The organism is Micromonospora sp. WMMC273 (genome assembly GCF_027460285.1).
In the GTDB taxonomy this organism is placed as follows: Bacteria; Actinomycetota; Actinomycetes; order Mycobacteriales; family Micromonosporaceae; genus Micromonospora; species Micromonospora aurantiaca.
The window spans coordinates 4184981-4209074 of the sequence record NZ_JAPZBE010000001.1 but is presented as its reverse complement, the minus strand read 5'-3'; the positions used below and the strand labels follow the sequence as shown (position 1 = coordinate 4209074).

The 24094-nt window shown below is 74.3% G+C and carries 16 protein-coding genes; 9 read left to right on the top strand and 7 right to left on the bottom strand.

Annotated elements, in window-relative coordinates:
* Positions 1-4 precede the first annotated feature (4 nt).
* The gene (locus O7611_RS19290) at positions 5-847 is read right to left on the bottom strand and encodes a GNAT family N-acetyltransferase (protein ID WP_269697348.1); all 843 of its coding nucleotides are present in this window, start codon (positions 845-847) and stop codon (positions 5-7) included.
* Positions 848-992: 145 nt separating this feature from the next.
* Between O7611_RS19290 and gltB the strand changes: the two genes are divergently transcribed.
* On the top strand, positions 993-5660 hold the full coding sequence (gene gltB / locus O7611_RS19285; RefSeq protein ID WP_269697347.1) for a glutamate synthase large subunit: 4668 nt from the start codon (positions 993-995) through the stop codon (positions 5658-5660).
* The gene (locus O7611_RS19280) at positions 5653-7158 is read left to right on the top strand and encodes a glutamate synthase subunit beta (RefSeq protein WP_194801261.1); all 1506 of its coding nucleotides are present in this window, start codon (positions 5653-5655) and stop codon (positions 7156-7158) included. Before gltB ends, O7611_RS19280 begins: the two co-directional genes overlap by 8 nt.
* Before the next feature lie 55 nt (positions 7159-7213).
* On the opposite strand, the gene O7611_RS19275 is transcribed toward O7611_RS19280, so the two are convergent.
* Positions 7214-8749: a M1 family metallopeptidase gene (locus tag O7611_RS19275; RefSeq protein WP_194801262.1), complete on the bottom strand. Its 1536-nt coding sequence runs from the start codon at positions 8747-8749 to the stop codon at positions 7214-7216.
* Positions 8750-8946: 197 nt separating this feature from the next.
* Here O7611_RS19275 and O7611_RS19270 point away from each other — a divergent pair, with 197 nt between their 5' ends.
* The gene (locus tag O7611_RS19270; RefSeq protein WP_194801263.1) at positions 8947-9732 is read left to right on the top strand and encodes an SGNH/GDSL hydrolase family protein; all 786 of its coding nucleotides are present in this window, start codon (positions 8947-8949) and stop codon (positions 9730-9732) included.
* Between the two features lie 116 nt (positions 9733-9848).
* A complete protein-coding gene (locus O7611_RS19265; RefSeq protein WP_269697346.1) occupies positions 9849-12527 on the top strand; it encodes a hypothetical protein in 2679 nt (892 codons plus the stop codon).
* A 73-nt stretch (positions 12528-12600) separates the two neighbouring features.
* Here the strand turns inward: O7611_RS19265 and O7611_RS19260 are convergent, their stop codons facing one another.
* Complete coding sequence (locus O7611_RS19260) at positions 12601-14055, bottom strand: MFS transporter (protein WP_269697345.1); 1455 nt, start codon at positions 14053-14055, stop codon at positions 12601-12603.
* 273 nt (positions 14056-14328) lie between these two features.
* On the opposite strand from O7611_RS19260, the gene O7611_RS19255 reads away from it, so the two are divergent.
* The gene (locus tag O7611_RS19255; protein WP_269697344.1) at positions 14329-14922 is read left to right on the top strand and encodes a TetR/AcrR family transcriptional regulator; all 594 of its coding nucleotides are present in this window, start codon (positions 14329-14331) and stop codon (positions 14920-14922) included.
* Here O7611_RS19255 and O7611_RS19250 read toward each other — a convergent pair.
* The 3 genes from O7611_RS19250 to O7611_RS19240 form a co-directional block, all read right to left on the bottom strand.
* Positions 14919-15419, bottom strand: coding sequence for a Fic/DOC family protein (locus O7611_RS19250; RefSeq protein WP_269697343.1), 501 nt, complete (start codon positions 15417-15419; stop codon positions 14919-14921). The genes O7611_RS19255 and O7611_RS19250 overlap by 4 nt on opposite strands.
* A gap of 77 nt (positions 15420-15496) precedes the next feature.
* Positions 15497-16084: a Panacea domain-containing protein gene (locus O7611_RS19245; protein WP_269697342.1), complete on the bottom strand. Its 588-nt coding sequence runs from the start codon at positions 16082-16084 to the stop codon at positions 15497-15499.
* Positions 16085-16201: 117 nt separating this feature from the next.
* Positions 16202-17614 (bottom strand): alkaline phosphatase PhoX, encoded by a 1413-nt coding sequence (locus O7611_RS19240; protein WP_269697341.1) that lies wholly within the window; start codon positions 17612-17614, stop codon positions 16202-16204.
* 183 nt (positions 17615-17797) lie between these two features.
* On the opposite strand from O7611_RS19240, the gene O7611_RS19235 reads away from it, so the two are divergent.
* From O7611_RS19235 to O7611_RS19220, 4 genes are all read left to right on the top strand, one after another.
* Positions 17798-20314: an FtsK/SpoIIIE domain-containing protein gene (locus O7611_RS19235; RefSeq protein WP_269697340.1), complete on the top strand. Its 2517-nt coding sequence runs from the start codon at positions 17798-17800 to the stop codon at positions 20312-20314.
* Positions 20311-21090 (top strand): hypothetical protein, encoded by a 780-nt coding sequence (locus O7611_RS19230; protein WP_194801273.1) that lies wholly within the window; start codon positions 20311-20313, stop codon positions 21088-21090. The genes O7611_RS19235 and O7611_RS19230 overlap by 4 nt, the downstream gene beginning before the upstream one ends.
* A gap of 58 nt (positions 21091-21148) precedes the next feature.
* Complete coding sequence (locus O7611_RS19225; protein ID WP_073830945.1) at positions 21149-21412, top strand: DUF6244 family protein; 264 nt, start codon at positions 21149-21151, stop codon at positions 21410-21412.
* A gap of 167 nt (positions 21413-21579) precedes the next feature.
* Positions 21580-22383 carry a lipase family alpha/beta hydrolase gene (locus tag O7611_RS19220; RefSeq protein ID WP_194801274.1) on the top strand — a complete coding sequence of 268 codons (804 nt, stop codon included), beginning with the start codon at positions 21580-21582 and terminating at the stop codon, positions 22381-22383.
* A gap of 57 nt (positions 22384-22440) precedes the next feature.
* Here O7611_RS19220 and O7611_RS19215 read toward each other — a convergent pair whose 3' ends face one another.
* Positions 22441-24033: a GMC family oxidoreductase gene (locus O7611_RS19215; RefSeq protein ID WP_269697339.1), complete on the bottom strand. Its 1593-nt coding sequence runs from the start codon at positions 24031-24033 to the stop codon at positions 22441-22443.
* Positions 24034-24094: the final 61 nt, after the last annotated feature.

Sequence of the window (24094 nt, the reverse complement as noted above, 5' to 3'; positions counted from 1 at the left end):
GTGCTCAGATGACGGCTGCGGGCTCGGCGATGCAGGCGGTGCCGATCCGGCGGAACCCGACCCGCAGGTAGACGCGGGCGATGTCCTCGCTGCCGGCGCTCAGGAAGATCAGGTCGGTGCCGGCGGCGCGCAGTTCCCGCGCGAGCGTGGCGGTCACCGCCGCGCCCAGCCCACGTTGCCGGGCGGACGGCAGCGTGGCCACCCCGGCGATCTCCGCCACGTCGTCGACCCGCATCGCCATCCCGCTGGCGAGCGCGCCCTCGTCTGGTGTCTCGGCGAGCACCGAGATGCGCCGTCCGTCGGCGACCCGGGTCGCCTCCTCCTCCAGCGCGGCCACGTCCAGCTGGGCGAGGGCGGCGTCCCGCTCGGCCGGTCCGGCGTCGCCACGCGCGGTGCCGCCGTTGGCGAAGCCGACCGCCGCGACCGCCCGGCGCAGCGCGATGTCCGCCGCGAAGCCGGGTTCGGCGGGGGCCAGCACCCGCACCGGTACGTCACTGAACGTCCCCGGATCGGGCAGCCGCTCCGGTTCCAGCAGCATCAGCGGCGCCTCCAGCACGCTGAGCCCGGCCGAGCGGGCCACCGCGAGCAGGTCGGGCTGGTGCTCGTGCACCCACTCGAACGCCTCGGGCAGGCCCAGTTCCCGCTGCCGGGCGCGGACGGCGGTGACGTCGGCGAGCGTGGGCGCCTCGTCGGCGTCGAGTCGGGGCCGGGCGTAGAACGGCCATCCGGCGCCGTCGCGGACGAACAGCACCAGGGCGCCGTGATCCTCGGTCCGGGCCCCGTCGCGGGGCACCGCGTCGTAGAACCGCTCCAACCGGGCGAGTACGTCAGCGCGTGCGAGATCCACCGCGCGAGACTACACGTCCCAGCATCTGGAAGTGTGATCAATCTGAACTGGCCTTGCGCCGGAAGCCCTAACGTAGACTCAATAAACCGCAGAGGGCCGACGTCGTCCCCATCATGATCCATCCTGAGTGACGACAGGAGGCCCGGTGGCCTTTCCGTACCCTCACAGCCCGCAGTCGGCCCCGCGGACGACCGGGCTCTACGACCCCGCGTACGAGCACGACGCCTGCGGCGTGGCCTTCGTGGCCGACCTGCACGGGCGGCGCTCGCACCAGGTCGTCGCGAACGGCCTCGGGGCGCTGTGCCGGCTGGACCACCGGGGCGCCCGGGGCGCGGAGCACAACACCGGGGACGGCGCCGGCATCATGATCCAGGTGCCGGACGCGTTCCTGCGCGCCACCGTCGACTTCCCGCTGCCCCCGGCCGGCCAGTACGCCACCGGCCTGGTGTTCCTGCCCGACGACGACGCGGCCGAGGCCCGCGCCCGCCAGGTGGTGGACAAGTACGCGCTGGTCGAGGGCGCCGACGTGCTCGGCTGGCGCGAGGTGCCGACCGAGCCGTCCGGCCTGGGGGAGACCGCGCTCGCGGCCATGCCCCGGGTCCGGCAGCTTTTCGTGGCCGCGCACCGGCTGACCGACTCACCGGCCGGTCCGGCCGGCTCCCCGCTGACCGGGCTCGACCTGGACCGGGTGGCGTTCTGCCTGCGCAAGCAGGTCGAGCGGGAGACCGCCGAGCGGGGCGTGCCGGCGTACTTCCCGTCGCTGTCCGGCCGCACGATGGTGTGGAAGGGCATGCTCACCCCGGACCAGCTCCCGGCGTTCTACCCGGAGCTGACCGACGAACGGGTGGTCAGCGCCATCGCGCTGGTGCACTCGCGCTTCTCCACGAACACGTTCCCGTCCTGGCCGCTGGCGCACCCGTACCGATTCATCGCGCACAACGGCGAGATCAACACGATCCGCGGCAACCGCAACTGGATGCAGGCCCGCGAGGCCCTCCTCCGCAGCCCGAGCATCCCCGGCAACATCCGCCGGGTCTTCCCGGTCTGCACCCCGGCGGCGTCCGACTCGGCCAACTTCGACGAGGTGCTGGAACTGCTGCACCTGGCCGGGCGGAGCCTGCCGCACGCGGTGCTCATGATGATCCCCGAGGCGTGGGAGAACGACCCGGACATGCGCGCCGACAAGCGCGCGTTCTACCGCTTCCACGCCAGCCTGATGGAGCCGTGGGACGGCCCGGCGTCAGTCGCGTTCACCGACGGCGAGATCGTCGGCGCGGTGCTGGACCGCAACGGCCTGCGGCCGGGCCGCTGGTGGCACACCGCCGACGGCCTGGTGGTGCTCGGTAGCGAGGCGGGCGTGCTCGACCTGGACCCGGCCACCGTGGTCGCCAAGGGCCGCCTCCAGCCGGGCAAGATGTTCCTGGTCGACACCGTCAACGGCCGGATCGTCTCCGACGACGAGATCAAGACCGAGCTGGCCGCCGAGCAGCCGTACCAGGAGTGGCTGCACGCCGGCCTGATCGAGCTGGACGACCTGCCGCCGCGCGAGCACACCGTCTACACCCACGACTCGGTACGCCGCCGCCAGCAGACGTTCGGCTACACCGAGGAGGAGCTGAAGATCCTGCTCGGCCCGATGGCCCGCAGCGGCGCGGAGCCGATCGGCTCGATGGGCACCGACACGCCGATCGCCCCGCTGTCCACCCGGCCGCGGCTGCTCTACGACTACTTCCATCAGCTCTTCGCGCAGGTCACCAACCCGCCGCTGGACGCCATCCGGGAGGAGCTGGTGACCAGCTTGGCGTCCACCATCGGGCCGGAGGGCAACCTGCTCGACCCGGGCCCGGCGAGCTGCCGGCAGATCGTGCTGCCGTACCCGGTGATCGACAACGACGAGCTGGCCAAGATCCTCTCCATCGACGAGGACGGCGACCTGCCCGGCTTCAAGGCGGTCCGGGTCTCCGGGCTCTACCGGCTGCGCGACGGCGGCGCCGGCATCAAGGCCCGGCTGACCGAGATCTGCCGGCACGTCTCCGAGGCGATCGAGGACGGCGTCCGCATCCTGGTGCTCTCCGACCGGGACTCCAACGCCGACCTGGCCCCGATTCCGTCGCTGCTGCTCACCGCCGCGGTGCACCAGCACCTGGTCCGCGAGCAGACCCGCACCCAGGTGGCGCTGATCGTCGAGTCCGGCGACTGCCGCGAGGTGCACCACGCGGCGGTGCTGATCGGGTACGGCGCGGCGGCGGTCAACCCGTACCTCGCCTTCGAGTCGGTGGAGGACATGATCTCCACCGGCGGGCTGGCCGGCGTCGACCGGGTGAAGGCGGTCCGCAACTACGTCAAGGCGCTCGGCAAGGGCGTCCTGAAGATCATGTCGAAGATGGGCATCTCGACCGTGTCGTCGTACTGCGGCGCGCAGGTGTTCGAGGCGGTCGGCCTGGACACCCGCCTGGTCCACAGGTACTTCCGCGGCACGCCGAGCACCATCGGCGGCATCGGCCTGAACGAGATCCACGCCGAGGTGGCGGCCCGGCACGCGCGGGCCTGGCCGGCGCCGGGCGCGCAGGCCACCGACCGGCTGGAGGTCGGCGGCGAGTACCAGTGGCGCCGCGAGGGCGAGCTGCACCTGTTCAACCCGGAGACGGTCTTCCTGCTCCAGCACGCCACCCGCAGCCGCCAGTACGACGTGTTCCGGCAGTACACCGCCAAGGTCGACGAGCTGGCCGCGCAGGCGGGCTCGCTGCGCGGGCTGTTCACGCTGCGCACCGGCGTCCGCCCGGCGGTGCCGCTGGACGAGGTCGAGCCGGCCACCGAGATCGTCAAGCGCTTCGCCACCGGTGCCATGTCGTACGGGTCGATCTCGGCGGAGGCACACGAGACGCTCGCCGTCGCGATGAACCGGCTCGGCGGAAAGTCCAACACCGGCGAGGGCGGCGAGGACGTCGAGCGGCTGCACGACCCGGCGCGGCGCTCCGCGGTCAAGCAGATCGCCAGCGGCCGGTTCGGCGTGACAAGCGAGTACCTCGTCAACGCCGACGACCTTCAGATCAAGATGGCGCAGGGCGCGAAGCCCGGCGAGGGCGGGCAGCTACCAGGCAACAAGGTCTGGCCGTGGATCGCCCGGACCCGGCACGCCACCCCCGGCGTCGGCCTGATCTCCCCGCCGCCGCACCACGACATCTACTCCATCGAGGACCTCGCCCAGCTCGTCCACGACCTGAAGTGCGTCAACCCGGCCGCCCGGGTGCACGTCAAGCTGGTCAGCGAGGTGGGCGTGGGCACCGTCGCGGCGGGCGTGGCCAAGCTCAAGGCCGATGTCATCCTGATCTCCGGGCACGACGGCGGCACCGGCGCGTCCCCGCTCAACTCGCTCAAGCACGCCGGCACCCCGTGGGAGCTGGGCCTGGCCGAGGCGCAGCAGACGCTGCTGCTCAACAAGCTGCGCGACCGGGTGACGGTGCAGGTCGACGGCCAGCTCAAGACCGGCCGGGACGTGCTGATCGCGGCGCTGCTCGGCGCCGAGGAGTTCGGCTTCGCCACCGCGCCGCTGATCGTCGAGGGCTGCGTGATGATGCGGGTGTGCCACCTGGACACCTGTCCGGTCGGCATCGCCACCCAGAACCCGGTGCTGCGCGAGCGCTTCACCGGCAAGCCGGAGTTCGTGGAGAACTTCTTCCTGTTCCTCGCCGAGGAGGTCCGCGGCTACCTGGCCGAGCTGGGCTTCCGCAGCATCGACGAGGCGATCGGCCACACCGAGCTGCTCGACGTGGCCGGCGCGATCGACCACTGGAAGGGCCACGGCCTCGACCTGAGCCGCGTGCTGCACCTGCCGGAGCTGCCCGAGGGCGCGGCCCGCCGGGGCGTACGCGCCCAGGACCACGGCCTCGACGCGGCGCTGGACAACCGGCTCATCGAGCTTGCCGGGCCGGCGCTGCGTGACGGCACCCCGGTGCGGGTCGAGGTCGAGGTGCGCAACGAGCACCGCAGCGTCGGCGCGATGCTCGGCGGCGAGGTCACCCGCCGCTTCGGCGGCGCCGGGCTGCCCGACGACACGATCGAGTTCCGGCTGCGCGGCACCGCCGGCCAGTCGTTCGGCGCGTTCCTGCCGCGCGGAGTCACGCTGCGCCTGTACGGCGACGCCAACGACTACGTCGGCAAGGGACTGTCCGGCGGCCGGATCGTGGTCCGGCCGGACGCCGACGCGCCGTTCGTCGGCGTGGACGCCACGCCGGGCCGCCGCGCCGAGGACCAGATCATCGCCGGCAACACCATCCTGTACGGCGCCACCGGCGGCGAGGTCTACCTGCGCGGCCGGGTGGGGGAGCGGTTCGCGGTCCGCAACTCCGGCGCGGTCGCGGTGGTCGAGGGCCTCGGCGACCACGGCTGCGAGTACATGACCGGCGGCACCGTCGTGGTGCTCGGGCCGACCGGGCGCAACTTCGCCGCCGGCATGTCCGGTGGCACCGCGTTCGTGCACCGGCTCGACCAGCGGCTGGTGAACGCCGAGCTGGTCGACCTGTCGCCGCTGCGCGACGAGGAACGCGACCGGCTGCACGAGCTGGTCCAGCGGCACTTCGCCGAGACGGACTCGGCTGTCGCCGAGGACCTGCTCAAGCGCTGGCCGCAGGCGGTGGAGGAGTTCACCGCAGTGGTGCCCCGCGACTACCGCCGGGTCATGGAGATCATGCGGGCCGCCGAAGCCGCCGGCCGAGACGTCGACGACGCGGTGATGAGCGCGCTCAGCGTGCCGTCGGCCGCGCCGGTACCGCCCGCGCCCCGGGCGGTCGCCCAGGAGGTGGCTCGTGCCTGACCCGAACGGTTTCCTGCGCTACGACCGGCGGCTGCCGGCCCGCCGTCCGGTGCCGGTACGCATCTCCGACTGGCGGGAGGTCTACCCGCCGGCCGGTGAGGGGCTGATCCGCGAGCAGGCCACCCGGTGCATGGACTGCGGTATCCCGTTCTGCCACGACGGCTGCCCCCTGGGCAACCGCATCCCGGACTGGAACGACCTGGTCCGCACCGGCAACTGGGACGCCGCGGTGGAGTCGCTGCACGCCACGAACAACTTCCCCGAGTTCACCGGCCGGCTCTGTCCGGCGCCGTGCGAGGCGGCCTGCGTGCTCGGCCTCGGTGGCCAGCAGCCGGTCACCATCAAGCAGGTCGAGGTGGAGATCGCCGACGCGGCGGTGGCCCGCGACGGCCTGCGGCCCCGGCCCGCGTCCGCCCCGACCGGCCGGTCGGTGGCCGTGGTCGGCTCCGGCCCGGCCGGGCTGGCCGCCGCGCAGCAGCTCGCCCGCGCCGGTCACACGGTCACCGTGTACGAGCGCGACGACGCGATCGGCGGCCTGCTCCGCTACGGCATCCCCGACTTCAAGCTGGAGAAGCAGCACATCGACAAGCGGCTGGCCCAGCTCACCGCCGAGGGTGTGCGGTTCCGGACCGGCGTCGAGGTGGGCGTCGACGTGACCGCCGAGCAGGTGCGCGCCGAGCACGACGCGGTGCTGCTGGCCTGCGGGGCGTTGCAGGGCCGGGACACGCCGGAGACGCCGGGCCGGGCGCTGCGCGGTGTGCACCAGGCGATGGCGCACCTGGTCGCCGCGAACCGGGTGGTGGCCGCCGCCGGGGACGGGCGGCCCGCGCTCGCCACGCTGCCCGACGGTACGCCGATCGACGCCGCCGGCAAGCACGTGGTGATCATCGGCGGTGGCGACACCGCCGCCGACTGCCTCGGCGTGGCGCATCGGCAGGGCGCGGCCGGCGTCCACCAGCTCGACCTCTACCCGGAGCCGCCGGCCGAGCGCGACGCGGCCCGGGACCCGTGGCCGACCTGGCCGTGGGTGCTGCGCAACTACCCGGCGCACGAGGAGGGCGGCGAGCGGGTCTTCGCCGTCGCGGTGCAGGAGTTCGTGGACGACGGCACCGGTCAGGTCCGCGCGGTCCGGATCGCCGAGGTGACAGTGGAGAAGGTGGACGGCCGCCGCATCGTCACCCCGCTGCCGGGCTCCGAGCGGGAGATCCCGGCCGACCTGGTGCTGCTCGCCATCGGCTTCGAGGGCACCGAGGAGCAGCCGCTGCTGGCCCAGTTCGGGGTGACCCGCAACCGCCGGGGCGCGATCGACTCCGGCCCCGACTGGCAGGCCGCCGACGGCGTCTTCGTCGCCGGTGACATGCACCGGGGCGCCTCGCTCATCGTCTGGGCGATCGCCGAGGGACGCGCCGCCGCGGCGGCGATCCACGCGTACCTGGGCGGGGTGGGCGAACTGCCCGCCCCGGTCGACCCGGCCCGCCAGCCGCTCGCCGCGCGCTGACCCCGAACCGGCCGGGCCGCCCTCCGTCGCGGGGGAGCGGCCCGGCCGGCGCCGGTCAGCGGCCGAGCAGGTCGTGCGCCGCCCGGATCTTCGCCCACGAGGCCGGCTGCGCCGGTGCGGCGCTCGTCCGTGCGGCGGTGGCCACGGCGGGCCGGCCGGGGGTGAACAGCCAGGTGGTGAACACCGCGTCGAGGTCCCGTCCGGAGATCCGCTCGGCGAGCGCCTGGAACTGCGCGACGGTGCCGTTGCCGTACTGCCGCTTGGCCGTCCAGGTGCGCAGGATGCGGAAGAACGCGGCGTCGCCCACGGCGCGCCGGATCTGGTGCAGCGCCATCGCGCCCCGGTCGTAGACGGCGGCGTCGAAGATGCCGCCCGGGCCCGGGGCGCCGGGGCGTACCTGCCAGAACTCGGAGTCGGCCGGGTAGCTGTCGTAGGTGAAGTCGAACAGCTCCTGCGCGGTGCCCTCGCCCTGCTCCTCCGACCAGAGCCACTCGGCGTACGACGCGAAGCCCTCGTTGAGCCAGATGTGCCGCCAGTCCGCCACCGACACCGAGTCGCCGAACCACTGGTGGGCGTTCTCGTGCACCACCACGTACGTGTTGGCGCCGCGCCGCCAGAAGCCGGGCCCGTACACCGGGCGGGTCTGCGTCTCCAGGGCGAAGCCGATGCCGTCGACCGGCCCGGCCACGCCGCCCTGCGCCTCGAACGGGTACGGGCCGAACAGCCCGCTCTCCCACTCGACGATCTCGGCGGTGCGTTCGATGCTCGCCCGCGCGGCCGGCAGGCGCTCGCCCAGCGTGGTGCTGTACGCGTTCACCACCGGCTGCCCGTTCGGCGCGACGTCGGTGACGATCTCGTACTGCCCGATGGCCAGGAACGCCTGGTACGTGGCGCCGGGCTTGACGCTGCGCCAGCTCCACCGGGTGCGGTTGCCGGCCTCGGGCAGCGGGTCGCGCGGCTGCACGCCGTTGCTGACCACCTCGACGCCGGTCGGCACCGACACCGAGATGTCCCAGGTGGCCTTGTCCTTCGGGTGGTCGTTGCTCGGGTACCACCACCAGGCCGACTCGGGCTCGTTGACGGCGAGCGCCCCGTCGGCGGTTCGCGTCCACGCGGTGTAGCCGTAGACGGTGGTCTGCGACGGCACGCCGGCGTACCTCACCACCACGGTGAGCTGCTGGCCCTTGGTCAGCGGCCGGGCCGGGGTGACGACCAGCTCGTGGTCGCCGGCCCGGGCGAACCCGGCGGTCCACCCGTTCACCCGCACCGACTCGACGTCGAGGGCGAAGTCCAGGTTGAACCGGGACAGGTCCTTCGTGGCGGTGGCGAGGATCGTGGTGGTGCCGCTGAGCCGGTCGGTGGCCGGTTCGTAGCGCAGCCGTATGTCGTAGTGGCCGACGTCGTAGCCGCCGTTGCCGTAGTCGGGGAAGTAGCTGTCGCCCAGCCCGGGGCTGCCCGGCGTCGGGGTGGCCGCCGCGGGTTGCGGCCGGCCCCATCCGGTGGGGGCGGCCTGGCCGGGGGCACCGGTCACCGTGGTGCCGGCCGTGGTGAGGGTCAGGGCGGCGATGGCCGCCGTGAGTGCGCGTCGCACGGTGGGACTCCCTCCGTCGGGTGTCGTCACCGTCAAGCTAATCGACACATGTGAACGTATCTGTCCTGTCCGGTCGATCGGGGCTATTCAATTTCGACGAATGTTTCGATAGCATTACCGACCAGTAACAGCACCGATCCCTCGGCCACGCGCGCGGTCAACGGGCTCCACCACCCCTGCCCCGTGGAGGCTCTGCCATGCCCCGTCGCGTCCGTACCGTGTTCGCCGCCCTCCTGGCGGCCGTACTCGGCGCCGTGCTCCTGCCCGGCGCCGCCCGGGCGGCCACCGTCAACTACGTCGCCCTCGGTGACTCCTACTCCTCCGGGGTCGGCGCCGGCCCGTACGACCTGTCCACCTGCCTGCGCAGCCAGAAGTCGTACGCCCCGCTCTGGGCCGCCGCCCATTCGGTCACCAGCTTCAAGTTCCCGGCCTGCGGCGGCGCGGTCACCGCCGACGTGCTGGCCGACCAGGTCGGCCAGCTCAGCAGCAGCACCACGCTGGTCACCATCACCATCGGCGGCAACGACGCCGGCTTCGCCGACGTGATGACCAGTTGCCGCTTCGGCAGCACGTCCAGCTGCGAGAGCGCGGTCAACGAGTCGAAGGCGTTCGCCACCGCGACGCTGCCCGCCCGGCTCGACGCCACGTACACTGCGATCCGCAACCGGGCCCCGAACGCCCGGCTGGTGGTGCTCGGCTACCCGCGGCTGTTCGAGACCGGCTCCTGTGGACTGCTCGCCATGAGCAGCTACAAGCGCACCATCCTCAACCAGGCCGCCGACACGCTCAACGGCGTCATCTCCGGCCGGGCCGCCGCCGCCGGCGGCACCTTCGTCGACGCGCGGCCGTTCTTCGCCGGCCACGGCGTGTGCGCCGCCGACCCGTGGATCCGGGACGTCAGCGGCGTCATCGAGGCGTACCACCCGAACGCGAACGGCTACCGCTACGGCTACCTGGCCGCGCTGACCGCCGCCATCGGCTGATCCGCATGTGAGGAGAGGGCCCCGCTCGACACCCGTCCGTCGAGCGGGGCCCCGCCGTGCCGGGTTGCATCGAACGTCGACAATGGTGCGACACCCCGTGCGACCCGGAGGTGACCATGCGTGAACCGGCGACCCGGCTGCGGCCGGTCCGTGAGCAGCTCCCGGCCGGCGGCCCGGAACTGCTCACCCTGCTGGCCCGGCTGCTGCGGCGTCCACGCCGCGGTGACCGCCGGCTCCCACTGCTCTGGCTGGTCCGGCCCACCGGGGACGGCGCGGTCGCGGCCCTGCTACGGCGTTTCGCGGCGCTCCGGGCCGGGCGGCGGGTACCGCACGCCGTGCTGGACCTCACCGGCCGGCCGGCCGGCGACGACGTCGCGGCCGTGCTGCGCGAGCTGCACCGGCAACTCTCCGTGGAGGCGTTCGGCGCGCCCCGGCTGCGGTTCCGGCACTACCCGCTGGCCGACTGGCTGATGCACCAGACGCTCGCCGTGGACCTGGACGCCGCCGACAGCGGCCGGGCCGCGCTGGTGCGCCGGCTGCGGGACTGGCGGGGACGGCGTGCCGGAGAGGACCCCCAGGTCGGCGGCGACTCCGGCCTCGGTGCCGCGCTGCACCTGCTGCTCTGGCTGCTGTGGCGGGCCGTACCCGGCGTCGTGTTCCGGATCGCCGTCTCCGGCCGGGTGCCGCTCGTCGGACGGCAGTACCGCTGGTTCATGCGCCAGCAGTACCTGGCGCCCCGCCAGTCGGTGACGTTCCTCGGCTTCGCCGAGCGGCTCACCGCCGGCTGGCGCGACGGCGAACACCCGGCCCAGGTGGAGAAGCTGCTGCTGCACGCGTTCCTGGAGGACCTGCGCCTGGCGTACCGGCGGCGGTTCTGGCGGCCCGGGGACTGGCGCCGCACCGCCTATCCGGTGCTGGTGCTCGACGGCGCGCGGCCGGACAACGTCGGGCACACGCTGGTCCGGCTCGTCGACGAGGTCCGCAACGAGACCGGCCGCAACGACCCGTTGCTCGTCGTCGCGGTCGCCGCCGACCCGCCACCGGAACCGGCAGCGGCCCGGCCGCTGGCCGAGGCCGAGGAGGCGTACGAGGAGTGGGCCGAGGCGCTGCCGGAGAACCGCCGGCTGCGTCGCCCCGGCGCCTGGCTGATGCTGCTGGAGGCGGACGACCGGGACGTCGACGCGCCGGTGGGAGGCGTCCCGCCGGCCCTTGTCGCACCCGACCCGCCCTGGTGGGCCCGGCGGTTCCTGCCCGCCGCGGTGGCCCTGGCGCTCGTCGCCGGGCTGGGCGTGTGGGCGCACGGGCGGTGGGCGCCGGACTGCCGCCCCTGGCCCACCGACCGGGTCACCGTGCGGCTCGTCGGCGGGGAGTGCGTCGGCTACAGCGACACCGCCGGGCAGGTCTTCAACAGCGAACCCGGGCAGGACCGGCTGCGCGCCGTGCAGCGGCGCATCTTCGCCCAGAACCGGGCCGCCGAGGAGGTGTGGCGGCGCAGCGAGCACCGCCGCCCCTACCTGACGCTCGTCTACCTGGGCAGCCTCACCGGCAACCGGACCCGCGCGGACGAGGAGTCCTACGTCTCCGAGCGGGAGGAACTGGAGGGCATGGCCACCGCCCAGTACGCCCTGCTCCAGGAGTCGGCGGCGGCGGACGACGCGGCGCTGCTGCACATCGTGGTGGCGAACGCCGGGCGGCAGATGCGACACGCCGACGACGCGGTGCGGATGCTGGAAGGGCTGGCCCGCGACGACCCCACAGTGCTCGGCGTGGTCGGCCTGGTGGACAGCCGCACCAGCACGGCGGCGGCGCTGCGCGAACTCAACCGCGTCGGCCTGCCGGTGCTCGCCCCGACGCTGTCGGCCGACCGGATGGACGCCAACTCCAGCCTCTACCTGGCCATGTCGGCGCCGAACCGGGACCAGACCCGGATGGTCGAGGCGTACGCCCGGCAGGTGCTGCGGGTGGGGGAGGCGCACGTCTACTGGACCACCGGCGAGGGCAGCTCGCTCACCGACGACCTGTACGTCGCCACCCTCGTCGACGGCCTGCGGGAACGCTTCGGCGACCGGCTCACCCGGCTCGACGAGTGGCGCAGCGGGCGGCGGCTCACCCAGGAGTGCGGCTACCCGGGGATGCTCTTCTTCGCCGGCCGCTGGTCGGAGTTCGACGGGTTCATGCGCGCGCTCAAGGAGTGCGGCGCGAACCCGCCCCGGCACCTGGTCGCCGACGACTCGGTGAACCGCTACATGGCCAACCCGGGGCTGCGCGCCAGCGCGCCGGGCAACCTGCCGGTCACGTACGTGTCGAAGGCCGCCCTGGCCACCTGCGCGGCGCTGCGGGCCGCGCAGGCCGGGCGCGACGACGCCCGGGGCAGTTTCCTCACCTGGATCGGCGCGGACGGCCTGCTCGACCCGCCCCGCTGCCGCGCCGGGACCGGCCCGCCGGTCGGCGAGCGGGTCAGCCTGGCATACGACGCCACCATGATGACGGTACGCGCGCTGGAGAGCCTCGCCGCCCGGCTGCGCCACGCCGACACCGGCCGCCGCTGGGAGCCCCGTTCGGTCAACCCGGTCGGGGTGCACGCCGAGGTGCTGCGGCAGAACGCCGCCGGCGGCTACCCGGGGGTCAGCGGCCTCATCCGGTACGCCCCGGACTCCGGTGAGCCGGTCGCGAAGCGGCTGGCGCTGCTCACCGTGGCGAAGGTGCCCGACGTGGACGCCGCCCCGGTCGAGGTGTTCCACTGCGGCGTGGCCGACGCCGGCCCCGACCCCGGCTGCCGCGTCGCCCCACGCTAGACGAGATCTTGGTACGCGCACGCCCCGCAAGGGGCGCCCGCGTACCAAGATCCACGGAACGAGAGGGCTGAGGTCAGCGGGCCGGGACCAGCTCGGCGGCCGGCGCCAGGTCCGGCACCGCCGGCCCGATCCGCCGCCGGGGCCACCGGCGGCGGCCGGAGGGTACGGCGAGCGCGGCCAGCGCCGCGGCCACCGAGATGCCGGTGAGCAGCAGGAAGCCCGCGGTGAAACCGGCCTCCCGGGGCAGCCCGCTCGGCTGCGGATTCGCGGTGATCACGGCACTGGCGAGCGCCGCGCCGATCGCGCCGCCGATGGTACGGATGTTGGCGTTCATGCCGGTCGCCGCGCCGGTCTGCCCGGCCGGCACGTTCGCCACGATCAGGTTGGCCATCGAGGCGAACGCCAGCCCGATGCCGAGGCCGACCAGGCCACCGGCGACACCGACCTGCCAGCGGGTGTCGTGTGCGACGGTCAGCATGGCGGCGGCCGCCACGTTGAACACCGCGCCGGTGCTCAGCTGGGCCTTGGCGCTGAACCGGGACTGCAGCCGTCCGGCCAGCAGGCCGGCCACGAACATGCCGACGAGCATCGGCAGCATCAGCAGCCCGGCCTGGGTGACGCTGGCGCCGAAGCCGTAGCCGGCGCTGGTCGGGATCTGCGCGAACTGCGGCAGGAACGCGTACACGGCGAACATCGAGGCGCCGTAGAGCAACCCGACGAGGTTCGTGGTCCAGACCGCGGGCAGGCGCATCATCCGCAGGTCGATCAGCGGGTTCGCGGCTCGGGCCTCGGTCGCCAGCCAGGCGGCCGCGAGCACCGCGGCCAGCGCCAGCAGCCCGACCACCCGGCCGGAACCCCAGCCCCACGCGGCGCCCTTGCTGACCGGCAGCAGCAGCGCCACCAGCCAGCCGGACAGGAGTACGGCGCTGAGCCAGTTGATCCGGCCCGGGGTGCGTACCGGCGAGCGCGGTACGAACCGGTGCGCGGCGAGCGCGGTCAGCCCGACCACCACCAGCGGGATCCAGAACAGCCACCGGTAGCCCAGGGTGGCCACGATCGGCCCGGCCAGCACCACGCCCAGCCCGCCGCCGACGGCGACGACCGCGGAGACCGAGGCCACCGCCGAGCTGACCCGGGCGGCCGGGAACTCGTCGCGGATGATGCCGAACGAGAGCGGGAAGACGGCGCCGCCGATGCCCTGCACCACGCGGGCGGCGATCAGCACGCCGATGCTGGGGGCGACGGCTGCCAGCAGGCAGCCCAGTGCCAGCGCGGCGAGCGAGAAGACGAGCGTCTTCTCCTTGCCGACCATGTCGCCGACGCGGCCGATGATCGGCGTGAAGACGGACGCGGAGAGCAGGTAGGCGGTGAGCACCCAGGTCACCGTGTTGGGCGAGGTGTGCAGGTCGTGCTGGATGGTGGGCAGCACCGGCGTGATCAGCGACTGGAGCATCGCGAAGAATCCGGTGCCGGCGGCCAGCACGAGGAAGGTGAGCCGGCGTGAGCCGCGCCCTGATGAGTGGATCATGTGGGAGAACTCCCCGTTGTCGGTACGAGACTGGTGGCCGCTCGCGCAGTCCTGCGGCGGTGGCGGCCGGGTCGTGCGGGCGCTCAGCGGTCGGCGGGCATGGTGGGACCTCCCGGGTCCGTGTCGTGGCGCGAGGATCGCGTGCCGGAGGGCGGCCGGAAGTCCGGAGTAAGCTATCCGGAGGGGTGGCTCCGGTCAGTAACCGGAGGCGTGCCTCCATTAACCTAGCGGAGGGGTGCCTCCGGTTGCAAGACGGAAGGGGTGACGCGCGTCATGACCGACGCCGACGTGCCCGGTGAGGTCTTCGCCCGCCGCCCGAAACGGGCCGACGCCCGCCGCAACTACGACGCGCTGATCGCCGCCGCCCGCGAGGTCTTCGGCGAGCACGGCGCGGGCGCGTCGCTGGAGGAGATCGCCCGCCGGGCGGGCGTGGGCATCGGCACGCTCTACCGCAACTTCCCCCAGCGGCGGGACCTGTTCGAGGCGGTCTACGTCGAGGAGGTGCGCGCGCTCAGCGCCTCCGCCGCCGACCTGGCCGACGAGCCGCCGTGGGACGCCCTGGTCGGCTGGCTGCACCGGTTCGTCGCCTATGTGGCCACCAAGCGGGCGCTGGCCGAGGAGCTGGTGCACGACTCCGAGGTGTTCCGCAGCTGCCGCACCGAGATCTACGCGACCGGCGAGCCGCTGCTGCGCCGCGCCCAGGAGGCCGGCGCGGCCCGGCCGGACGCCGGTTTCGACGACGTGATCCGGCTGATCAGCGGGCTGGCCGCATATCAGTTCCCGGACCCGGCCCAGCGCGACCGCGTCCTGGCCATCGCGCTGGACGGCCTGCGCCCGCCGGCCGGTGCGGGATCGCCCCGGGTCTAGCCGAGGCGCCGTACGACCGGATCGAGCGCGGTCACCAGAAGGTCCGTCTCGCCAGTGTTCAGATGCCGGGCGCAGGCGTCGATGTTGTCGGCGGCGTCGAGTTCCGACCAGTCGAGCAGGTAGCCGGCTGCGGCGCCGAGCTGACGCAGGAAGGCGCGCAGCGTCCTGCCGTTGCCCTCGCGGAACGGGTGGCAGACGTTCAGCTCGCCGTAGTAGTGGGCGAGGGAGCCGACGAACGGCTCGCGCTTCAGGCCGAGCAGGAAGCCGTCCTCGGAGAGCTGGGCGAGGACGCTGCCCACCTGGTCGTCGATGAAGCGCCAGTGGCAGAAGCGTGCCCCGGGTTTGCTGATTTCAACAGTGCGTGTCTGCCCGGCCCAGGGGTACACGTCGCCGAAGAGGTGCCTGTGGAACGCCTGGAGGTGACCGAGGCCGTAGTTGCCGGGGATGGTGCTACGGGCCGCCTGCACGTCCCGGATGGAGACCAGGCGGAACTCCACCTCGTGCAGGGTAGCGGCGTCTCTGAGGCCCAACCGGTTGACCAGGCAGTCAGTGCCCGGCCAGCAGTACGGATCGGTCATCCGCGCAGGCGGGCGATCTCTTCGGCGATCAGATCGTCCGCGTCGACCAGGCCCGAGGCCACGTCGCGGAGCCGTTCCTGCCAGTCCTGGTCGAACTCCTGGCCCTCGATCGCGGCGTTCGCCGTGGCCTGCGCGACGGCTGTCTCGGTGCTCGCCATCTGCCGCGCGTAGTACGTCCGCATCAGGTCGACATCGAGCTGCTCGGAGGAGCTGGCGGACTCGGGCAGCGCGCCACGAGCGGCCCGCCACGGCAGTTCGTTGTGCGTCATGGTGGACAGCTCGGTCGCGGAGAACCTGCCGTACTCGCGGGCCACCCAGCGGACGGATTCGCGCTGGGCTTCGGTGAGCAGGGAGGGATCTCCGAGGGGCCACTCCGAGACGTAGAGCTGCTGGCGGTGGTGCCGGTAGAGCAGCGGAACCACCGGGCCTTCCCGCCATGCCTCGATCGGCTCGGCGAACAGCGACGAACCACTGCGAGCCAGGTGCCATCCCTGGCAGTAGTAGACGAGCTTCTCGAGCTTCATCGCGGTGACCCGGCCGACCTCGGCGAGCACCGCGGCGGCGACGTCGTGTGCGCTGGCCATCCGGTGACACCCCCTCATCAGCCCTGCTCAGAGAGTACCGATGATCCGGGCGCTCGGGCGACCCATGACGCCGACCGGCGGTTCCCGCCCCTGGGGAGACCACCGGCCGGCGCCCTCTCAGCGGTGCCCGTTACCCGGCCGCCCCCACGGCCCGGTGATCGCGAACACGTACCCCGGCGACTGGATGTTGGCGAACAGCGTCCTCCCGTCCGCGCTGAACGTCGGCCCGGTGAACTCGCTGTCGTTGAGCTCGTTGCGCGCCAGCGGGTACGCAGTGCCCTGCTCGGTGACGCCGACCAGGTGCGACACGCCCTCGCCGTCCTCGGCCAGGATCACCCCGCCGTACGGCGACACGGTGATGTTGTCCGGCCCGTCGTAGTTGCCGGTGTCGGCCTCCGGGTCGGTGTTCACCCCGAAGATGGTCTTCAGTGTCACCGTCTGCCGGCGCGGGTCGTAGAACCACACCTGCCCGTCGTGCTCGTTGGCGCTGCCGTCGTCGTGGCGGGCGTAGCTGGCCACGAAGTACGCGCCGCCGTCGCCCCACCAGGCGCCCTCCAGCTTGCGGCTGCGGGTCACCTCGGCGTCGGTGAACTGCTTGCGTACGGAGACGGTGCGGGCGTCGCGGTCGGGCACCTCGACCCACTGGACCCGGTAGCGGGTGCCGGGCGTGGTGGCCTCGGACAGGTCGGCCACGTGCGTGTCACCGTGCAGGCAGCGCATCGCGGCGAGGCTGCCGGCGGTCCCGCCGTCGGGCCGCTGGGCGAGCGCCCGCAGCGCGCCCTTGCCGGCCCGGAAGCCGGGCGGCGGCGTCCACCGGAAGTACAGGCCGTTGGGCCCGCTCGCGTCCTCGGTCAGGTAGATCGAGTGCGTGTACGGGTCGACCGCGACCGCCTCGTGGGAGTACCGCCCGAGGAACGTCAGCGGCACCGGGCCGGTGTTGGCGGACCGGTCGTGCGGGTCGACCTCGAAGACGTACCCGTGGTCCTTCAGATACCGCCCACCGGCCCGCTGCTCGGTCTCCTCGCAGGTCAGCCACGTGCCCCACGGGGTGATGCCACCGGCGCAGTTGTTGTGCGTGCCGGCCACGCTCACGTACTCGCGCAGCCGCCGCCCGTGCCGGTCCACCTCGATGGTGGTGGTGCCGCCCCGGGCGCCCGGGTCGTAGGTGAGGCCGGGTAGCGGCGGCACCGGGTACGGCTCGTCGCCGCCGATCTCGTGGTTGTTGACCAGCACCGAGCCGTGCGGGCCGCGGAAGCAGCCGGTACCGTCCGCGTCGCTCGGGGTGGGCTGCCCGGACTCCAGCAGCGTCGCGCCCGCCTGCGCGACGACCGTGTACGAGAAGCCCGGCGGCAGCGCCAGCAGGCCGGCCGGGTCCGGCACCAGGTCGCCGTAGCCGACGGCGGGGCGGCACGCGGGCCGGGCCGCCGCCGGGCCGGCGATCGCCTCCAGGCTGCCGGCCACCATGATGCCGAGTCCGCCGGCCACGCCGCCGCGCAGCAGGGACCGCCGGGGGAGAGGTGAGGTGGTCACGTCGTCGCCTTCCTGTGCGCACGATTGCCTGACCGAAGGCAAGCGGGGCCGGGGGAACGGCGGGCGGCGCGTCCGTCGGTAGCCGGGTGAACAGTGGACGAATCCCCGGTGCGGAGCGCCCCGTGCCGGTGCGGCGCGCGTCCGTTAGGGTTCCCTTCGATCGCAAACGTCGGAGGGCGGACGGTGGGCAGACTCGCGGCGGCGTACCGGCAGGCGGTCGATCGGCATCGGCGGGCGGTGCGGCACTGGGAGGCGGCCCGGCGGCTGCTGGGCGCTGCGGGCCCGGCGCCGGTGGGCAGCCCCGAGCTGGTGGCGCGGCTGGCCCGCCTCGGCGGTGAGCTGGCCGCCGCGGTGCCCGGCACGGCCCGCGTCGCGACCCACCCCGTTCCGGTACGCCTCGGCGCCGCGTCCACTGTCGACGGCGCGTTCCCGGTGCTCGTGCCGGTGGGTGCGGGCGCGCACCTGGCCGTCGACGCGGACGCCCGTGACCCGCGCGTCGGCGAGCTGCTGCGGGCGGTGGTGGTACGGCTGCTGACCGCCGCTCCGGCCGGTGCGATCCGGGTGGCCGGCATCGACCAGGCGGCCTTCGGTGCGGCGTTCCTTCCGCTGCGCCCGCTGCACGACGCCGGGGTGCTCGCCCCGGCGGCGACGACCGAGGCGGAGACGACGGCCCTGCTCGACCTGGCCGAGCGGCACGCCCGTACCGCCCAGCGGTCCGCGCCGGAGGACCGCGAGCTGCTGGTGGTGGTCGCCGCGTCCGCGCCGCCGCCCCGGGAACTGGCCCGGCTCGCAGCGCTCACCCACGCCGGCCCGGCCGCTGCGGTCTGCGTGCTGCTGGCCGGTCACCCACCGGCCGGGCCGAGCGCCGCGCCGCCGCTGGGCGCCACCACCCAGCTGCGCGTCACCGAGCGGTACACGCTCGTCGGCGACCCGCCCGGGCGCCCGTTCAGCACCGACGGCAGCGGGCTGGCCGCGCCGGTGGTGCTCGACGGCGACCCGTCGCACGCCACCGTCACCGCGCTGGCCCGCCGGTACGCCGAGGCCGCCGGCCAGGACGACGTCACGTTCACCGACCTGCTGCCCGCGCAGCGCTGGGCCGGGTCCGCCGCCTCCGGGCTGCGTACCGTGCTCGGCCGGGCCGGACGCCGTCCGCTGAGCGTGGCGTTCGACGACGCCACCCCGCACTGGCTGATCGGCGGGCGGACCGGCGCGGGCAAGACGGTCCTGCTGCTCGACGTGCTCTACGGGCTGGCCGCCCGCTACTCCCCGGCCGAGCTGCGGCTGATGCTGCTCGACTTCAAGGAGGGCGTCAGCTTCACCGAGTTCGTGCCCACCGACCGTGACCCGTCCTGGCTGCCGCACGCCGACGCGGTCGGCATCGAGTCCGACCGCGAGTACGGCGTGGCGGTGCTGCGCGAACTGCGCGCCGAACTGGGCCGCCGCGCCGACCTGCTGAAGCGGCACGGCGTCAGCCGCCTGGCGGACCTGCCGCCCAACGCCCGGCCGCCCCGGATCGTCACAGTCGTCGACGAGTTCCACGTGCTGTTCGCCGGCAACGACGCGCTGGCCCGGCAGGCCGTCGACCTGATCGAGGAACTGGCCCGCAAGGGCCGCTCGTACGGCCTGCACCTGGTGCTGGCGAGCCAGAGCACCACCGGCATCGAGGCGCTCTACGGCCGGGCCGAGGCGATCTTCGGGCAGTTCCCGCTGCGGATCGCGCTACCCGGCGGCGACGCCGTGCTGGACCCGCGCAACGACGCCGCACGCGGGCTCACCGTCGGCACGGCGGTGGTGAACACGGGCGCGGGGGCGCCCGGCTCGGACGCCGAGGTGCGGTTCCCGGACGCGCACGCCGCCTCGGCCGACCTCGCCGCGCTGCGCCACGAGCTGCACGCGGCCCGCCCGGCCGGGTCGCGCCCGCCTGCCGTCTTCCGGGGACACGAGACGCCCCGGCTCACCGACGACAGCGCCTGGGCGGCGTTGACGCCCGGCGCCGACCCGCCGTACGCGCTCGTCGGCCGCGTAGTGGACGTCCCCGGCAGCCCGGCCGGGTTCGCGCTCGACGCCAGCCCGGGCCGGCACCTCGCGGTGGTCGGCACCGCCGCGGGCGGCGCGGACGTGCTCCGGTCGGCCACCCTGTCCCTGGCCCGCCAGCACGCCCCCGGCACCGCCCGGTTCCTGTTCGCGCCGCTGGCGCCGGGCACCACGGACGCCGCCGACGACCTGGCCATGACGCTCGCCGCCGCCGGGCACCAGGTCCGACGCCTCGACGCCGGTGCACTGCGCACCCAGCTCACCGAGGCCGCCGCCGGCGACAGCCCGGCGTCCGGGCGCACCTACCTGGTGGTGTTCGGCATGGACGCCGCGGCCACGACGCTGGCCGCCTCCGACCCGGCGACGTTCCGCTCCGGGTACGACGACCTGCGCGCCGTGCTGCGCCAGGGGCCCGCGCGCGGCACGCACGTGCTCGGCTGGTGGCGCGGGCTGCGCCGGCTCGCCGACGACCTCGGCGGCAGCGGGCACCGCGACGACGTGACCGGCCTGGTCGCGCTGAACGTCCCCGCCGCCGACCTGGGCCTGCACCTCGGCGTGCACGACCTGGCGTACGTCCCGCGCGAGGGGCGCGCCCTGCTGGTCGACCGGCACGAGCACCGCACCGCGCTGATCGTGCCCTTCGCCGCCGCGGGAGAGCCGTCATGAGCGGATTCGACGAGTACGCGGCGCTGCTGCGGGAGCTGTCCACCCGGCAGCGCGGCGGGGAGCGGGAGATCGCCGCCGAGGCGGAGCGCCGCCGTGGCCTCCAGTCCGCCGTCGACACGCTCGGGCAGCGGCTCGCGACCCAGGGCCAGCACCTGGACCGGCTCGGGCAGGCGATCGGCGTGCCGATGACGTCGGTACCGGCGGAGGCGCCGGCGCCGGCGATGGCTGCCGGTGGGGGAGCGCCGGGTCCCGCACCCGGGCCGGGGGACGGGGTGACCGGCGGCGCAGCCGACGCGCCGGGGCGGCCGGACGTCGGGGCGTACCCCTCGGGGGGTGTTCCGGCGCCGCGGGCCGGCGACCCGGCGGCGGAGCTGGCGGCGGCGGGGCGGCTCGCCGAGGAGGCCGACGTGTTCGGGCAGCAGGCCGATGCGCTGGCCCGCACGCCGGTGCTGCTGCCCACCTGGTCGGCGCCGGCGCGGGCGGTGGTGGTGTACGCGGGCTGTGCGCTGGTCGGCTCGCTGCTGATGCTGATCGCGATAGTGGGTTCGTCGCTGCCGGTGACCGGGCTGGACCTGGTGGCGGCGCTGAGCTGCGCGGGCGTGCCGTTGATGTCCTTCGTGGCCGGTCAGGCGGTGCTCGCCCGCTGGGGCCGCCCGGCGGTGGAGGGCGACGCGCCCCCGGCCGGACGCTACGTGCCGCTGGGTTTCGTGATCTGCGCGCTGGTCTCCCCGTCCTTCTTCTGCCTCTACCTCCTCCTCTTCCGCCTCCTGCGCTGACAGCGAGGCGGGGTGGGGCGGTAGGCTGCGCGCGGGTCGGTGAGCTGGGGGAGGGCGTGTGAGCGCGGCGGAGATCATCGCCAGGCTGGCGGCGGCGGCACAGAAGCTGGACGAGGCCAAGGCACGCACCGCCGCCGCCGCGCAGGACGCGGCCGAGGCGCGGGCGCTGGTGGCGGGCGCGCTGGAAGGTGCCACGGCGGGGCCGCTGATCGGCGCCATCGACTCCTACCGGCAGGCGCTGGCACAGGCCGCACAGGGCGGGGAACCGGCCCGGCAGCACGTGCAGGAGACCATCGCGAAGGTCCAGGCGCTGGGCAACTGAGCCCGGTCCGGCATGCCGGTTTGCGCGCAGGGCGCGACAAGGGTTACCGCCGCGTAACTTTTCATTGACGTGTGTGAAATCGGACACGCATCATCGTGTCCACGATCGATCGGATCCCACCCGTCCCCCCGGGTACGCCCGGGTGCCTCCCCCCGGAGGTGCAGCCCATGCTGCTCCGAACGATCCTGGCCGTCACCACCGCCGCCACCGTCCTGCTCGTCCCGGCCGCCGCCCAGGCCGCCACCGCCGAACCCGCCGCCCCGTCTGCCACGGCCACCGTCGCCACCGCCGCGCAACGGGCCGCCGCCGCGGCCGCCGACCCGGTGATCGTGGTCGGCGGCCTCAGTGGAATCTCCATCGCGTACGAGCCGATCGCCGCGCGGCTGCGCGCCGACGGCTACCGGGTCTCGATCTTCCAGTTGCCGAACCTCGGTCTCGGCGACATCCGCGAGTCCGCCCGCGCGTTGTCGTCCTACGTGGACCGGGTGCGCGCCGGCACCGGTGCGGCCCGCGTCGACCTGGTCGGCCACTCCGAGGGCGGCCTGGTCAGCCGCTGGTACGTCAAGTACCTCGGCGGCGCGGCCACCGTCGACCAGTACGTCAGCCTGGGCAGCCCGCAGTACGGCACCTACGTCGCCAACCTGGTCGCCTTCCTCGGGCTGGGCAGCTGCGCCGGGGTGATCGCCTGCCAGCAGATGACCATCGGGTCGAGCTTCCTCGCCGACCTCAACGCCGGGGACGACACCCCCGGCCCGGTGCGGTGGGCGACGGTGCGCACCTGGCAGGACGAACTGGTCCGGCCGGTCGACAACGCCGTGCTCGCCGACGGCGCGACGAACATCCTGGTGCAGGCGTGGTGCCCGCTGCGGGTCGTCGGCCACCTCGGGCTGGTGCTGGACGGCACCACGTACACGGCGGTACGCCAGGTGCTCTCCGGCGCCGCGGTCCAGCCGAACTGCTTCGCGGTCTGAGCCACGTGCCCAGGCCCGCCGTCGCGCAGGCCCGGGCACGTCCGGCCGGGCCGTCGCTCAGTCCGCGTCCCGGCCCGTGATCACGTCGGCGGCCCGCCAGGCCAGCGCGGTCACCGGGGCGCTGGTCCAGCCCGCCACCATCACCGGCAGCACCGACGCGTCGACCACCCGCAGCCCGTCCACGCCGCGGACCCGCAGGTGCGGGTCGACCACGTGATCGTCGCCGTCGCCCATCGCGCAGGTGCCGATCGCGTGGTAGCCGCAGTAGCCGCGCGCCACCGCCGCCTCGACGATCTGCGCGTCGGTGGTAGCCGCCGTCCCGGGCACCGTCTCGGCCCGGATGCGCTTCGCGATCGGGCCGGTGCCGAAGAACTCCCGCATCCGGCGGAACAGGTCCACCGCCACCCGCCGGTCGTGCTCGGTGGCGAGGTAGTTCGCCACGATGGCCGGCGGCGTACGCGGGTCCGCGTCGGTGATCGTCAGGCTGCCCTCGCTGTCCGGCCGGGTCACCGTGCCCAGGCACATCAGGCCCGGTTCCCGTTCCAGTTCGAGGGCCTTGCCGGGCCGGGGCGGGGCGGCCGAGAACGGCGCCATCAGCAGGTGCGCGTCCGGGCGGTCCAGCTCGGGGCGGGACTTGAGGTGGGCCGCCACGTCCAGCACCGGCAGGGCGAGCGGGCCGCCCCCGGTGAGCAGCCAGCGCAGCGTGGCCCGGGCCTGCCCGAGCGGGCTGCCGATGGTCATGTTGTGGCCGCCGCGTTCGGCGAGGCGGTACTGGAGCACCATCGACCGGTGCTCGCGCAGCCCGGCGCCGACCCGGGGCCGGTCGAGCAGCACCGGCACCCCTGCCGCGCGCAGTGTGTCCGCCGGCCCGATGCCGGAGACCTGCAACAGGTGCGGGGTCGCGAGGGCGCCCGCGGCGAGGATCACCTCACCGGCCGCCCGGTACGTGGTCTCCCCGCCGCCGCGCGCCACCCGTACGCCGGTGGCCCGGCCGCCCTCGACGAGCACCCGCAGGACGACGGCGCCGACCTCGACGGTCAGGTTGGGCCGGCGCCGCACCGGGTGCAGGAACGCGTCGGCGGCGCTGACCCGGCGTCCGGCGTGGATGGTGGCGGTGGGATAGCCGATCCGCTCGTCGTCGTGGGCGTCCAGGTCGTCGGCGCGGCGCCAGCCCAGCTCGGCGCCGGTCGCCACCATCTCCTCGGCGAGCGGGTCGGTGCCGGTGGCGATGGACAGCCGCACCGGGCCGCCGGTGCCCCGGTGCGGCGCGGACCCGAGCGGGTGGTCCTCCAGCCGCGGGAACACGCGGCCCATGACCGACCAGCCCCAGCCCAGTGGTGCTAGGGCGTCCCAGTCGCGGGCCGCGCCGCGGCTCCAGATCATGCCGTTCACCGACGTCGAACCGCCGATCATCCGCCCGCGCTGCCAGATCTCCTGGCGGCCCGGTCCGGTGGTGGCCGGGTAGTGCCAGGCGGTGCGCTGGTCGTCCATCAGCCGGGAGAACGCCTTCGGCACCCGCACGTACGGGCTGCGGTCCCAGCCGCCCGCCTCCAGCAGCAGCACCCGCGTCCCCGGATCCTCGGTGAGGCGGTTCGCCAGCACGCACCCCGCCGCGCCGGCCCCCACGATGACGTAGTCGAACTCCTCCACAGCGGACCCCCACTCGCGAGAATCCCTCTGACAGTAGTTGCTCGATCACATTCCGCGAAAG